This is a genomic window from Pseudoalteromonas issachenkonii (assembly GCF_002310795.1).
GTDB classification, from domain to species: domain Bacteria; phylum Pseudomonadota; class Gammaproteobacteria; order Enterobacterales; family Alteromonadaceae; genus Pseudoalteromonas; species Pseudoalteromonas tetraodonis.
The window spans coordinates 2,351,723-2,365,577 of the sequence record NZ_CP011030.1 but is presented as its reverse complement, the minus strand read 5'-3'; the positions used below and the strand labels follow the sequence as shown (position 1 = coordinate 2,365,577).

Below are 13,855 nucleotides of genomic sequence, written 5' to 3'. Positions count from 1 at the left end.
GTTAGCGTTTGCATGGCAATCCCCCCAAACTCTTGTTTGGGGGGATTGCCAATAGAGTATTACTTATTATTGGGTATTAACCTATTGCAGGTATTAGCCCTGCCATTTGCAGGCATTGCGCACTAATAATTGAAATGCCACACAAAGCGGCTATGGCTAAACCAATATTACCGCTTCGTACTTTATAACCGCTTTTTTCAACGCCTTGACGCTGTTTGTACACCATACTCACCGGCAAAAATACAGCCAATATCACCAATGCAATGGCGGCATAGCCTAATGCCATAATAAACCCTTGCGGATAAAATAAGGCAAACCCAAGAGGAGGAATAAAGGTAATAAATGCGGTTTTTATTCTATCTGCGCCCGTATCTGCTTTTTTGAATGTGTCGGCAAAAAAGTCAAACAACCCTAAGCTCACTCCTAAAAATGACGTTGCCAGCGCTAAATCAGCAAAAAGCTTAACGGCTGTAGAAACGCTCGTGTTGTTAGCAATATTTGCCACACTGGCTACAAACCCGCTTAAGCCTTCACTTTCGAGAAGTTGGGCTTGGCTCATTATACCTTGGCTTAATACTTGCCAAAAAATATAAATAACCAGCGGTAAAGAGGCGCCTGCAATCATAACTTTGCGCAAGGTTTTTATGTCAAGTCCGACATATTTAACAATAGAAGGGATAGAGCCATGAAAACCAAAAGAGGTAAATACCACAGGAATGGCCGATAATATGAGCCCTTGCTCAACCGGCATTTCAAGTAAGTGCTGGCCATGCACATAAGGCGTAAGCATATAAAATAAGCTACCCAATACCACTATTTTTATACTAAACAGCACTCTATTAAGCTTATCTACCTTGCTGGTGCCTAAAGTGACAACACCTGCAATCACCACCGCTAAAATAACGGAGCCTAACTGTGGGGCAATACTTAAGTTAAAACCAGTGTTTATACGTTCTTGTAGCTGGGCTCCGCCACCTGCTATGTAGGCCGCGCATAACGCATAAAATAAAAATATCATTGAAAAGTTAGCCACATACTGACCGCGCTTACCTAGCCAAAGCTTAGCCAAGGTATTTAAGGTGGCGTCGCGAGGGGCGTATTGATGTAGTTCCAACATAAGTAAAGCGGTGTAGGTCATAAGTAACCAACAACCGATAATTAATACCATCGCGGTATTAAATCCAAGCCCTGCAGAGGCGATAGGCAGGGCAAGCATACCTGCACCTATGGTGGTTCCTGCAACAATTAACATGCTACCTATTGTTTTATTTTTAAGCACTTAATGATCCTGATCAAACGTGAGAGACACGCAAGATATAACTAGTTGTGTAAAACTTAAATAGTTTTGTCATAAAAGAGACAAAATAAAATGTAATCTTCTATTTACAACTGTATTAAAAAAGCCAAAATCATCAAAAAAAGGAAATTTAACTTATTAATATAAATGAAAAAATAAAAAGCTAAATGTTAATAATTAAAAGGGAGATTGTTTGCTATGTATAAAATAGGCATCACAAAAATGGTATGTATTGACCGAAAGCGTTATCCATTACACCGTCGGTCGAAAAGGAATACGACAATTTACATTTTAGCGATTTGAATCACTAAGCGGCGGTTTTTATCACGGCCTAAAATATTGTCATTAGTATCTACAAAGCGTTTTTCACCAAAGCCTTCAGTAACCACTTTAGCTTCATCAACGCCTAAGCCAACCATGTAATCTTTAATCTCCTTAGCACGCTTTCTTGATAAATCGAGGTTATTCCAACGACCGCCATAACTATCGGTGTACGATGCAATACTAATTGATTCTATACTCGGGTCGTTTTTTAAATACTCAGCAATTTTATCAAGGCGCTGCTGCGATGATTTGGTTAATTTACTGCTATTCGATTCGTAGTTCATTATAGTGAACGAAATATCTTCAAAATTGTATGGCAGCAATTCGTCTCGGCATTGTAAAAACGCCCAATAAGCTTGTTTAAAGTTGATATTAGACATTCCCACGGCAATTTTGTCGGCACTATTTTGCCAATCTTGATAGTAAAAGGTAGGTTGGTTGCCTTTTTCAAGCTCAGTTAGCATTTCCCACGCTGTTTTATTACCTAGTTCACCATCAAACTTTTTAAGTAATTTCATATCAGCAATATCACGGGCAGGGCGACCTGCTCGCCAGCTAGGTGGTACCGCTTTTAAACCGGCAATCGCGTAATTTTCTGGGCGTACCACCATGTCTAAATTAAAAGTGAGATCTTTGTTTTTACTTGCTGATGCTTTAAAAACAGCTTCACCATAGTAGGGAACTTCATGATTTAATTGGCATTGCAAGCGAGTTGTTTTAACCAAGTTCCAGTTTGAATTATCTTGGTTAGCCGTGTACTGGCGCATTGCCGCAGTTGTATTCAAACTATACAGCACACTACTAATGCCTAGGCTAATAAATAACAACTTACACTTCATCGAGAATTCTCCAGTTATCTAGCTCTGCCAAAAAAGTGACAAAAACCGTAAAATATTACGCAACAGCAAATAATTCAGCGCAAACGCTAGGGTCTGTTGACCTTTCAAGGTTAAATTTGCAGCAGCCTGTTTGGTATTTAGGCAAGGCAGCGCCTATGTGGTGTGGTTATTCCCCATAAATAGGCGATAACAAAGCATCAATGCCAAACAGGCGCTGCCCGAAGGGTTCTGCCTAGGGGCGATTTACTCTTTGTTGCTCGGTTTTTACTTAGCCCACTAGGTTACAAACCTCGCGCCGCGATTAAACCGCCCCTAGCTTGAACAAATTTTAATCCGCAACGGTCAACAGACCCTAATTACTAAGCAAGTAACATGCCTATAGTTTAACTGCAATTAATCAATAAATCCCCTAGCCGACAGGGGCCCAATTTTGACATAATAGACAGCTAATCCCTATAAACCAAGAATACTATGGCAAATACTGAGCAAACACTTTTCGCACAACGCTTTCGTGGCTTTTTTCCAGTGGTTATTGATGTTGAAACCGCCGGTTTTAACAAAGAAACCGACGCACTACTTGAAATTGCAGCATCCGTTTTAAAAATGGATGACGAGGGATTGCTTAGCATAGATCATACTGTTCATTTTCATGTGCAACCGTTTGAGGGCGCAAACATTGAACAAGCCGCCATTGAGTTTAATGGTATTGAGCCTTTTTCAGCACTGCGAGGGGCAGTCCCTGAAGAAGAGGCGATTAAAGAAATTTGTAAAGTAGTGCGCAAAGCGCAAAAAGCCGCAGGGTGCCAGCGCTCTGTGGTGGTTGCTCATAATGCTGCTTTTGATCATGGCTTTTTAAATGCGGCTATTGAGCGTAATAACATTAAGCGCACACCATTTCATCCGTTTGTTAGTTTTGATACCACATCACTTGCAGGCTTGGCATTAGGGCAAACAGTATTGGCTAAAGCGTGCCGCGCGGCAGGAATAGAGTTTGATAACAAACAAGCACACTCTGCGTTATACGATACAGAACGCACCGCTGAATTATATTGTTTAATTGTCAATCGTTGGCAGCAACTAGGTGGTTGGCCACTTGCTATAGATGAAACACAACAAAACGAAGACGAAGTAAGCAACCAAGATTAGCATAAACTCAGCTCATATTAATGAGTGTTCACTGTGTGGGCTGAGCCAGTCTTAATATGCGTTATTAAAACGATTGCGTTATTTTACCTTCACTGTGAGTGATTAAATGTGGTGGATAATTACGCGAAAAGCTAATTGATTCTCGTGCAATTTTAAGCTCCACCCCGGGGTGCATAAGCTCATTAACTTTTAAACGACTGAGCGCTAAAAGCTGCGCCATTTTCTTTCTTAGCAACTGCTTTTGCTGACTGATACTGGCGCTTCGGTTTGCTATGTGTTCTTCATTCGTTGTTATTTTATTCAAAAACTGCTGACGCTGTGCGCTTGCAACTTGTTTATTAATTCGCTGGCGCGCTTGCTGTAGTTCAATTGACTTACTGATTAAAACTTTTTCAAAGTCAGTGATTTGCGCTTGTTTTTGTTTTAGCACATACCATCGCTGTGCGATGCAAACACGGGTTTTAGTTCCTGCTGGTGCGCCCAATTCACCTGTTTCAATGCGCATTGCGTCTAGAATATGGCCACCAATAATTTTCCCTTTAGGATCTTTTGCGCTGCCAACCCTAATTAAATTTCCAGCACTCAAGTCACAATGTAATGATTGACGCTCTATTAATAAGTTTTGCTCCGTTTTTATGTCACAGTATTGAGAGTAACCAAGTGCAACGGTTCGTTTAGCAAAAATAGAACAGGTGAATGGCTCATCGGCTTCTCGTTTTCTGCCAATTGCCCCCTTTACTATTGTGATGGCGCTATTACTTTTTAACTGCGCTGATTCAACAAAACCTAAAACAGTAATATCGCCGGTAGCAGTCACGCGCATGCCATCTTTTATATCACCACTGACTATAATACTGCCATCAAATTCAACATGGCCGGTACTTGGGTCAATATTATGAAAACATAAAACATCATCAACACGCATACCACGGGGAAGGGCAACCGGTACACCAGTACAGTCGGCAATTAGTAAGTTGGGGTTATCGGGCGCAATTTTAGTACCGTCAAAAGGTTGTAATTTATGCTCTTTGCCAGGGATTGCAGTTAGCACATCTCCAAACACAGTAAAGCCATCAACTCCCGATGTTGCTGGAATACGCCGCATTAGTTCACACCCAGGTTTTACAGTAATAATATCACCTAGGTTTCTCATATCGACTTTACCACCGCCCTTAGCTTGCGGGCTAAGTACGCGGTCTTGCGCTGTGCAGCAAAGACGCACAAATTTGGCATCGTTACCCACTTTAGGCGCGCGACCAAAAGCGACTTCAGCGCAATGCGTGCTTCCTGAGGGTTGTTCTAATTGTTGTGCCAATAACTGTTCTAATGCATGAGAGCTAATACCCTTTACAATCCCTGCCTGAGCTAACACGTCAATTGCTTGTTCCATGTTAAGTAATTTACCGCCCTTAGCAGTAATAAGGGTAGCTTCAACAAGCATATTTTTTTCATCAATGTTAATGGTTAGCTTTGCATCAATGGCTTGAGCAACCACCAAAGAGGGGGTCTCTTCGTCGTTATTTTGAGCAAACAACTTACCAATATTGCCAGCAATAATGTCACACTCGCAATATTCTGACTGACTAATTAATTCAATAAGCTGTGTTGCTGTTGAGGCTAAACCTGAGACATTAGGGTGGGAGAGCAAAGAGATATGCCCCGTTTGCTCATCAAAAGAAAAAACCGACATTTATAAATCCTCTAGGTAATATGCCTGTTATTATTTTTTATATTGTATTAGACCAAGGTCTAGCCCTACATTTGAGCATAAAGCATCATACTTGTTAAGTAATTGTTTCTTAATTATCCAATATTTTACATTTAAAAGTGTGTTTGATGCAGGATTAACCAACCAATAAAATAAAACGCCTAAGGTGTTGAGTATTGATGGGTTACTCAGTTATACTGCTTGCACGCTCTGAATGAGTAACCTTATTCAGGGGCTGATTAGGATTCGACGGAATTCAAGAAGCCCAAGGTGCATGTCGAGGTGCGGTTTGCCTCGTAAAAAAGCCGCAATTTAAAGTAATCGCAAACGACGATAACTACTCTCTAGCAGCTTAGGCTGGCTAGCGCTCCTTCCATGTATTCTTGTGGACTGGATTTTGGAGTGTCACCCTAACACCTGATCGCGACGGAAACCCTGGCCGGGGTTGAAGCGTTAAAACTAAGCGGCCTCGCCTTTATTTACCGTGTTTGTCCGGGATTTAAAGGTTAATTAAATGACAATACTAAACATGTAGTACCGACGGTCGAGGCTTTTCGGACGGGGGTTCAAATCCCCCCAGCTCCACCAATAACGGTTTTTAAATTCGTTTGTTTAAAAACCCTAAAAAACCCGCAACTTGAGCAATCAAGTCGCGGGTTTTTTTATGGCTAAAATGATTGAATTTATTGTAGTTTGATTTATCTTGCGCTGACCGCTGACCGCTGACCGCTGACCGCTGACCGCTGACCCTACAACTAATAGACTAGTCGCTTACTTACCTATTTTTTGTATCATGAGCCAATGATTAACTGCGAGCTTTGATATGGATATTTTTACAGCTGAACACATTTCCCCTTTAATTTCGCTTTTACTGGTTTTACTGGCGGGGGTTACTTCGTTTGTATCGGCGGCTTTTGGTGCGGGCGGCGGGTTAATGCTGTTGGTGGTAATGGCGTCGGTTATGCCTATGGCGGTGGTGGTGCCGGTTCATGGTTTAGTGCAGTTGGGCTCTAATGCCAATCGGTTGTTGTTAAGTATTGCCCATCTTGATAAGTCGATGTTGTTGTATTTTACTCTGGGTGGGTTAATTGGTGCTGGGCTATCAATCCAAGTAGTAAGCGATATTAACCTTGATAGCATGAAGCTGTTTGTGGCTTTATTTGTGATTTATTTACTGTGGGGAACAACCCCTGAATTTAATAAAGACTCACGATTAGGGCGTTTAATAGCGGGTGTAATTACGGCATTTATTTCTACTTTTGTGGGAGCAAGTGGGCCTCTGGTGGCGAGTTATTTACACATTAATCATTACGATAAGCTTAAATTTACCGCGACTTTTTCAAGTATTATGACCTTGCAGCATAGCTTAAAAGCCGTCGTTTATGCGGGGCTTGGTTTTAGTTTTTGGCAATGGTTGCCGTTAACACTGGCGATGATTTTAAGCGGAGCCATTGGCACCTGGTTAGGGATTCGTTTACTTAAGCGGCTCTCTGTGGCGCGTTTTAGGGTTGTTTTTAAAGTGATTTTAACTCTGCTTGCCATGCAGCTTGCATGGCAAGGGGTGAGTGTAATGCTTACTTAATAGCGGCTTTTATTGGTTTATCGCCATCAAATAACTCAAAAATACGATTGCTATTAAATGAGTTTGTAGCAACGTGAAGCAATGCGTTGGCTACATTTTCGCGGCTAATTTTAGCCTTTGACTGATCGCTAGGGCGCTCTGTTGTTACTTCCAAAGAGGCACTTTCGTCAGTTAATGTTCCTGGGCGGACAATTGTATAATTGAGTCCACTGTGAATTAAATGCTCATCGGCCATATGTTTTGCTACAAGATAAGGCTTTAAGTCACTATCTATCGCATCAGGATCGTCTGCGCCAATAGAGCTGACCATAATAAAGTGTTTTACACCGTGCTCTTTAGAATAAGTTGCTGCTTTTGTCGCTGCCCACAAATCAATAAGTACGGTTTTATCTGTGCCTGTACTTCCACCTGAACCTGCTGCAAAGATAACTTGGTCGCAGCCATTAATGGCACTTGAAAAGTCACCTTCTAAATCCTGTTCAACAATACTTAAAAATGGGCTATCTAAATCACACAGTTTGCTTTTGTCTCTTACAAGTGCAACAACATTTTGCTCATTTTCTAAAAGTAGTTTGGTAGCCATTTTACCAATTTGACCACTTGCGCCAATAATTAAAGTCTTACTCATAATTAATTCCTTCTCAATATAGTGTAAAGATTGTTCGTACAAACAGACCTTGGGGTAGGAAATTATTTTTAAAGAGTAAATGGGATTTAAACGAGCTTATTTAAAAAAAACATATTAGTGAAAAGTTATTACTTAACTGAGTATTAAAATTAGCTATTTTTTTAGGCGTTTTTTAGAACTTTTTACTCGATCATTATACTTACTTCGGTTACAAAGCTACGGTGGTATAAGCCAATAAGTACACTGCGTTCTTGGTAATTACAGTAAAGGGCTTTGTAGGTATTATTACCTTTAAATTTTATTGCGAATAAGGTCACGAACAATAAAGCGGCCTGGGTGAATAGCTTGGCTTACGCGTTCGCTTAATGGGCGAGGTTCATTGTTTAAACTACTAATTAGGTGCTCGGCAGATAGCGGTGCACTGCATAATGCTCGCGCGCCAAAGCCGGTAAAAATATGCAGGCCCTGTTGTGGTTTTTTTAATGCTTGGTATTGATAGCGCTTACCCAAACGTAAATTAGCAAATGCATGTGTATAGTCAGTTTGCTCCACCCATTCACCGGCCATAGGTAAGTGATCAATAAAACTACAGCGAACAGCGGCTTTAGCAGAGCTAATATCGCCTAAGCTGGTGGCAAATTCAGTGTTGTTATAAAAGCTCAGCAGTTGCTCGCGGTTGGTTTGATTATCTTGCTCGGTCACTTCACGGCTTTTACTGTTTTTTTCAAAGGTGGCGCCCATACAATGGTGATCTAAATAAGCGGGGGTGAAATACCCCTTGTGACACAACACGGTTTTTAGCTTACGTGATTGTGTGCTTGCTTGAACATGTGACACCTGTCCGCGTACGCCAACAATAGGGAGCGTTTTAGTTTGCGCAAATGCATCGCTGTGTTCACCGGCGCAAATAATCACATCGCTAAAGGGGCCAAATGTTTGTTTTTGCGTGGTTAAGTACCAGCCATCGGGTTGTTTGTTAAGTTGCTCAATGTGGCAATTAAATAGGCTCTCAAACTCATTTAATTGCTGTGTGGCATCTAACATAGCACTGACTAACTGGGGGGGATTGACCCAGCCGCCTTGTTCAAAAAACACCCCTGAGTAACCAGTTTTAACCCCAGCAATAGCATCACCCTCATCAGCAGTCACATTTCGCATAAGCTGTTCTGGCCACAGTTGTTTATCAGCGAGATTTTGATGACGCTCTGCCAATGGCTGTTTTACTGCATGTTGCAGCACACCACACCACTGGTGATCAAACAAAAAGCCATTGTTGAGTAATTGATTGTAAAGCCGCTTTGCGTATAAAAAACTATGGGCAAATAGTTCACTGTGTGGCGAATTTTTTGCTTGTAAATGCGGATATATCGCCCCTTGTACATTGTGAGATGCCCCCATGGCCGGTTGTTTATCTTGGCAAAATAAGTGGCTTGGTATACCGCGTTTCGCGAGGCCATAAAGAATACAACTGCTGGCTATACCACCGCCAATAACAGCCACATTGGTAAGGGGAGAGAAGTGATGCTCAAAATAGGCGGGGGCCGATTGTTTTGAATTAGCCTGAGCGAGTGTGCCAACTAGCATCTCTCGTTTTCGGCCAAAGCCTTTGGCTTTTTGCATGCTAAAGCCTGCCTCGTTTAGTCCTCTGCGCACAAAGCCCGCAGCGGTAAACGTGGCTAATGTGGCATTGCTTCTAGAAATATCGACCATGGCATTAAATACACTTTGCTGCCACATGTCGGGGTTTTTACTCGGTGCAAAACCATCTAAAAACCATGCGTCAACCAGTCCACTTTGTGGGTAGCTCATGCTATTAATACATTCCAGCACATCACCAAAGTAGAGGTCGAGCACCACAAGGCCATTGGCAAATTCAAGGCGATGACAACCGGTTAAATTAATCGGGTAGTGGGAGACGAGTTGGGCGCTTAAATGACTTAAACTAGGCCAAGCTTGCAAGGCTTGTTTTAAATCATTTACGCTAAGTGGATATTTTTCAAAAGAAATAAAATGCAGTCGTTGCACGTTATTAGACTGTTGACTTTGAACTTGTGGGCATTGCAGGTGGTCATAAAACTGCTGCCATGCATTTAAAAAATTAAGCCCTGTACCAAAACCGGTTTCGGCTATAACAAAGTGCTCACGGTCATGATTTTGTAACCGTGACTCTATACTGTTTTGTTGATAAAACACATAATGAGACTCAGCGAGGCCGTCGTCATTAGAAAAATAAACATCATCAAAGTCATTAGCAACCGGTGTCCCTAAATCATTAAAGTGTATGTGGGCGTTTTTTATCATGACCAATTCAATTTTATAGATAATTTTTTAATTATTTTACGTGTTTTCTTTGAAATAGTCTGGCGTTATTTATAAGCTGTAGGTTCAGAGTACAAGTGTACGCTAGAAAGCTGACCACTTAGGTGATTAAATTCGCGTAAAATAGAACACAATTAAGTATTAAGCTAAGGGAATTACCCATGAGAAGAGCCGTAATAACAGGCATCGGTGTTGTATCAAGCATCGGCAATAATAAAGAAGAAGTATTAGAGTCACTAAGAGCGGGTAAAAGCGGTATTGCTTTTAACCAAGAATTTGCTGATTACAAATTGCGCAGCAATGTATCAGGTAAAATTGATATTGATGTTAAAGAGCATGTTGACCGCAAAGCAATGCGCTTTATGGGTGATGCAGCGGCTTATTCTTATATCTCAATGGCACAAGCGATTGAAGATGCGGGCCTTAGCGACGAACAAGTATCAAACGAGCGCACTGGTTTATTAGTGGGTTCTGGCGGCGGTTCATCAAAATGGCAAGTAGAAGCGGCCGATATCCTTCGCGAAAAAGGCGTTAAGCGCGTTGGCCCTTACATGGTGCCACGTACTATGGCAAGTACCACCTCTGCATGTTTAGCAACGCCATTTAAAATTAAAGGCGTTAACTATTCAATTAGCTCTGCGTGTGCAACCTCTGCGCATTGTATTGGCCATGCCGTTGAGCAGATTCAACTAGGCAAGCAAGACGTTATTTTTGCAGGTGGGGGTGAAGAACTTCACTGGACGCTAGCGATGGAATTTGACGCTATGGGCGCGCTTTCGACTAAATATAACGACACACCTGAAAAAGCATCACGTACATACGATGCTAACCGTGATGGTTTTGTGATTTCAGCCGGTGGCGGTATTGTGGTTGTTGAAGAGCTAGAACACGCACTTGCACGTGGCGCGCACATTTATGCTGAAATTACCGGTTACGGCGCAACCTCAGATGGTTACGACATGGTTGCACCATCGGGTGAGGGCGCAGTACGTTGTATGCGCCAAGCAATGCAAAACGTTGATAGCATTGATTACTTGAATACCCATGGTACGTCAACACCCGTAGGCGATGTGAAAGAGCTGGGCGCTATTCAAGAAGTATTTGGTGGTAACTCGCCAATGATCAGCGCAACTAAAGCAATGACAGGCCATGCACTGGGTGCGGCAGGTGTACACGAAGCCATCTTTTCATTGCTAATGCTTGAGCATGGTTTTGTTGCGCCATCTATCAATATTGATGAGCTTGATGAGCAAGCAGCGGGCTTGAACATTGTAACTGAAGCCAAAGACGTTGAACTAAATACGGTTATGTCTAACAGTTTTGGTTTTGGCGGCACCAATGCCACATTAGTAATGAGCAAATACAAAGGCTAAGTTAACCTTTAACTATTTTAAAGCCGAGCAAAATGCTCGGCTTTTTCGTTTGTGCAAATAGGCGGTTGTTCGTTACAATAGGGTCTCATTTTGCCAAACGGATTCACAATGAAAATTCTTGCCGATCAAAATATGCCTTTAGTTGAGCAATTCTTTAAAGATATGGGTGAGGTTGAACGATTTGATGGCAGGCAATTAACTCCAGAACAACTCATTGATGTTGATGTATTACTCACTCGTTCAGTCACGCAGGTCAATAGTGAATTATTAGCACAGGCTAATAAGCTAAGCTTTGTAGGTACAGCCACTATTGGTGTGGATCATATTGATACCGATTTGCTCAACGCAAAAAATATTGATTTTACCAGTGCGCCTGGCTGCAATGCGATTGCGGTTGCTGAATATGTGATCAGTAGTTTATTTGCATTAAGTCAAGAAAACGCCAGCCCATTAAGCGGGAAAACAATTGGTATTGTGGGTGTGGGTAATATTGGTAGTTGCCTCGCGCACAAGCTAAAAGCACTTAACGTTAATTTACTATTGTGCGACCCAATAAAGCATGAGCAAGGGCTATTAACCGAGCACGTTGAGCTTGATGAGCTATTAGCGCAGTCAGATATAGTCACGTTTCATGTGCCGTTAGTAAAAACAGGTACGCATAAAACACTGCACATGCTTGATAAAAAGCGCTTAACTACGCTTAAACCTGGACTTACTTTAATTAACGCCAGCCGAGGTGATGTGATTGATAATCAAGCATTACTTGAGGTGATGGAAGCCGGCGCTGAGCTCGATTTAGTGTTGGATGTGTGGGAAAACGAACCTAACATTTTAACCGAGTTACTTGAGCATGTTCGCTATGCCAGTGTGCACATTGCCGGACATACTCTTGAGGGCAAAGCTCGGGGTACACAAATGTTGTATCAAAGCTTGTGTGAGCTAAAAGGGGTTAACGCAATAAAATCACTTGATGATTTTTTACCGCCTCCTGCAATTAAAAAAGTCGCCCTAGGAAGTAGTTTTAGCGAAACAGATATAGCCCGTTTAGTGCACTTAGTTTATGACGTACGCCGTGATGATGGCATTTTACTGCGTCACTTGGCCGATGAAGGCTTTGACAGTTTACGAAAAAATTATCCAACCCGACGTGAGTTTAGCACCGTGGTGGTTGAAGGTGATAGCACCGAGCTTGCTGCACTTGCACAGCTTGGTTTTACTACAGCAAACTAATTTAATTAGCACGGTTGTTTTAATCGTGCTTACAGAGGATGAAATATGTCGCAAAAATATAACGTTGCCGTACTCGGCGCTACAGGCCTTGTAGGTCGTCAAATCATTGAAACTTTGGAAGATCGTAAATTTCCGGTCGATCAGCTGTTTTTATTAGCAAGCAGCCGCAGTGCTGGCGAAGATATAAAGTTTCGTGGTGAGACCATAGAAGTACGTGATGTTGAAGGCTTTGACTTTAGCCAAGCGCATATCGGTTTATTTTCTGCTGGTGGCAGTGTATCTGAAAAATATGCCCCTATTGCCGCAGACGCTGGCTGTATCGTTATTGATAACACATCGCACTTTAGAAATGACTTTGAAGTGCCGCTCATTGTGCCAGAAGTAAATGCATCGAGCTTAGCCGATTTTAGAAATCGTAATATTATTGCCAACCCTAATTGTTCAACCATTCAAATGATGCTTGCGCTTAAGCCTATTTATGATGTATACGGCATTGATCGTATTAACGTTTCAACTTACCAAGCGGTGTCGGGAGCGGGTAAAGAGGCAGTTGATGAACTGGCTAAACAAACTGCAAATTTAATGAATGCACGCCCAATGGAAAACGAAATATTTCCTAAGCAAATTGCGTTTAATGTAATACCGCAAATCGATAGCTTTGAAGATAACGGCTATACGCGCGAAGAAATGAAAATGGTAAACGAAACGCATAAAATTTTAGGCGATACAACCATTGCGGTAAACCCGACTTGTGTTCGCGTCCCTGTATTTTTTGGTCATTCTGAGTCAATTAATATTGAAACGCGTATGCCTTATGATTTTGAGCATGTAAAGCAACTATTGAGTGATGCGCCAGGTGTTGAGCTAATTGATGATGCTGGCGATTACCCAACGGCTGTGTCGGATGCCAGTGGTAATGATACTGTTTATATCGGCCGTTTACGTGCTGATATTTCACACCCACATGGATTAAATATGTGGGTAGTAAGTGATAATACCCGTAAAGGGGCTGCAACCAATAGTGTACAAATAGCAGAAGAACTGATTGCTAATTATATGTAATTAGTCTGAAAATAGTGATAATTTCAATAAACGGCAAGCCACAGTGGTTTGCCGTTTTTTTATGCTTTAACCGCCATTTTTTTGCCACTTATTAACTGAGAGAGTGTAAACATCTTGATAAACAACATAAAAACATTTTTATCATGATGTTTAAGGTATTTATTTTCAATGCGTTGCGATGGATATTATGGCTTAACTGGTTTATAGTTTGTAACTGGAATAGAGCTTGCAATAAAAATAGATTGTAATAAAAATGTGCGTTGGCCACGTGGCTAACAACGGCAAGAATAATCAATGTTTAAGCGCCAATTTTAAAGCGCTGCGTTAACATTTAAACATTAAAGGAT

10 protein-coding genes and 1 other RNA gene are annotated in these 13,855 nt (G+C 41.6%); 6 read left to right on the top strand and 5 right to left on the bottom strand.

The features are described from left to right. Nucleotides 1-76 precede the first annotated feature (76 nt). Both PISS_RS10935 and PISS_RS10930 read right to left on the bottom strand, forming a co-directional pair. Nucleotides 77-1,279 carry an aromatic amino acid transport family protein gene (locus tag PISS_RS10935; RefSeq protein ID WP_083494660.1) on the bottom strand — a complete coding sequence of 401 codons (1,203 nt, stop codon included), beginning with the start codon at nt 1,277-1,279 and terminating at the stop codon, nt 77-79. 302 nt (nt 1,280-1,581) lie between these two features. Next, on the bottom strand, nt 1,582-2,460 hold the full coding sequence (locus tag PISS_RS10930) for a flagellar protein MotY (protein ID WP_036953707.1): 879 nt from the start codon (nt 2,458-2,460) through the stop codon (nt 1,582-1,584). 471 nt (nt 2,461-2,931) lie between these two features. Here PISS_RS10930 and rnt point away from each other — a divergent pair, with 471 nt between their 5' ends. Next, nucleotides 2,932-3,606, top strand: coding sequence for a ribonuclease T (rnt, locus tag PISS_RS10925; RefSeq protein ID WP_013465481.1), 675 nt, complete (start codon nt 2,932-2,934; stop codon nt 3,604-3,606). 64 nt (nt 3,607-3,670) lie between these two features. Here the strand turns inward: rnt and PISS_RS10920 are convergent, their stop codons facing one another. Beyond that, complete coding sequence (locus tag PISS_RS10920) at nt 3,671-5,296, bottom strand: DUF342 domain-containing protein (RefSeq protein ID WP_058155067.1); 1,626 nt, start codon at nt 5,294-5,296, stop codon at nt 3,671-3,673. Between the two features lie 249 nt (nt 5,297-5,545). On the opposite strand from PISS_RS10920, the gene ssrA reads away from it, so the two are divergent. Together ssrA and PISS_RS10910 are read left to right on the top strand one after the other, a co-directional pair. Continuing rightward, nucleotides 5,546-5,902: a transfer-messenger RNA gene (ssrA, locus tag PISS_RS10915) on the top strand. A 235-nt stretch (nt 5,903-6,137) separates the two neighbouring features. After that, on the top strand, nt 6,138-6,896 hold the full coding sequence (locus PISS_RS10910) for a sulfite exporter TauE/SafE family protein (protein WP_058155066.1): 759 nt from the start codon (nt 6,138-6,140) through the stop codon (nt 6,894-6,896). Here the strand turns inward: PISS_RS10910 and PISS_RS10905 are convergent. Together PISS_RS10905 and mnmC are read right to left on the bottom strand one after the other, a co-directional pair. Then, nucleotides 6,889-7,524 (bottom strand): SDR family oxidoreductase, encoded by a 636-nt coding sequence (locus tag PISS_RS10905; RefSeq protein WP_024601782.1) that lies wholly within the window; start codon nt 7,522-7,524, stop codon nt 6,889-6,891. The genes PISS_RS10910 and PISS_RS10905 overlap by 8 nt on opposite strands. A gap of 291 nt (nt 7,525-7,815) precedes the next feature. Next, the gene (mnmC, locus tag PISS_RS10900; RefSeq protein ID WP_058155064.1) at nt 7,816-9,825 is read right to left on the bottom strand and encodes a bifunctional tRNA (5-methylaminomethyl-2-thiouridine)(34)-methyltransferase MnmC2/FAD-dependent 5-carboxymethylaminomethyl-2-thiouridine(34) oxidoreductase MnmC1; all 2,010 of its coding nucleotides are present in this window, start codon (nt 9,823-9,825) and stop codon (nt 7,816-7,818) included. A gap of 179 nt (nt 9,826-10,004) precedes the next feature. Here mnmC and fabB point away from each other — a divergent pair, with 179 nt between their 5' ends. From fabB to PISS_RS10885, 3 genes are all read left to right on the top strand, one after another. After that, nucleotides 10,005-11,216 (top strand): beta-ketoacyl-ACP synthase I, encoded by a 1,212-nt coding sequence (fabB, locus tag PISS_RS10895; protein WP_013465470.1) that lies wholly within the window; start codon nt 10,005-10,007, stop codon nt 11,214-11,216. A 108-nt stretch (nt 11,217-11,324) separates the two neighbouring features. Continuing rightward, nucleotides 11,325-12,446, top strand: coding sequence for a 4-phosphoerythronate dehydrogenase (locus tag PISS_RS10890; protein WP_058155063.1), 1,122 nt, complete (start codon nt 11,325-11,327; stop codon nt 12,444-12,446). A gap of 45 nt (nt 12,447-12,491) precedes the next feature. Next, entirely contained in the window at nt 12,492-13,508 is a 1,017-nt protein-coding gene (locus PISS_RS10885; RefSeq protein ID WP_058155061.1) for an aspartate-semialdehyde dehydrogenase, read from the top strand. Nucleotides 13,509-13,855: the final 347 nt, after the last annotated feature.

Bases quoted from the DNA above. Each gene is read 5' to 3' on its own strand.
- mnmC (WP_058155064.1), bottom strand. From the start codon at position 9,825: ATGATAAAAAACGCCCACATACACTTTAATGATTTAGGGACACCGGTT.
- PISS_RS10890 (WP_058155063.1), top strand. From the start codon at position 11,325: ATGAAAATTCTTGCCGATCAAAATATGCCTTTAGTTGAGCAATTCTTT.
- PISS_RS10930 (WP_036953707.1), bottom strand. From the start codon at position 2,460: ATGAAGTGTAAGTTGTTATTTATTAGCCTAGGCATTAGTAGTGTGCTG.
- fabB (WP_013465470.1), top strand. From the start codon at position 10,005: ATGAGAAGAGCCGTAATAACAGGCATCGGTGTTGTATCAAGCATCGGC.
- rnt (WP_013465481.1), top strand. From the start codon at position 2,932: ATGGCAAATACTGAGCAAACACTTTTCGCACAACGCTTTCGTGGCTTT.
- PISS_RS10910 (WP_058155066.1), top strand. From the start codon at position 6,138: ATGGATATTTTTACAGCTGAACACATTTCCCCTTTAATTTCGCTTTTA.
- PISS_RS10920 (WP_058155067.1), bottom strand. From the start codon at position 5,296: ATGTCGGTTTTTTCTTTTGATGAGCAAACGGGGCATATCTCTTTGCTC.
- PISS_RS10905 (WP_024601782.1), bottom strand. From the start codon at position 7,524: ATGAGTAAGACTTTAATTATTGGCGCAAGTGGTCAAATTGGTAAAATG.
- PISS_RS10885 (WP_058155061.1), top strand. From the start codon at position 12,492: ATGTCGCAAAAATATAACGTTGCCGTACTCGGCGCTACAGGCCTTGTA.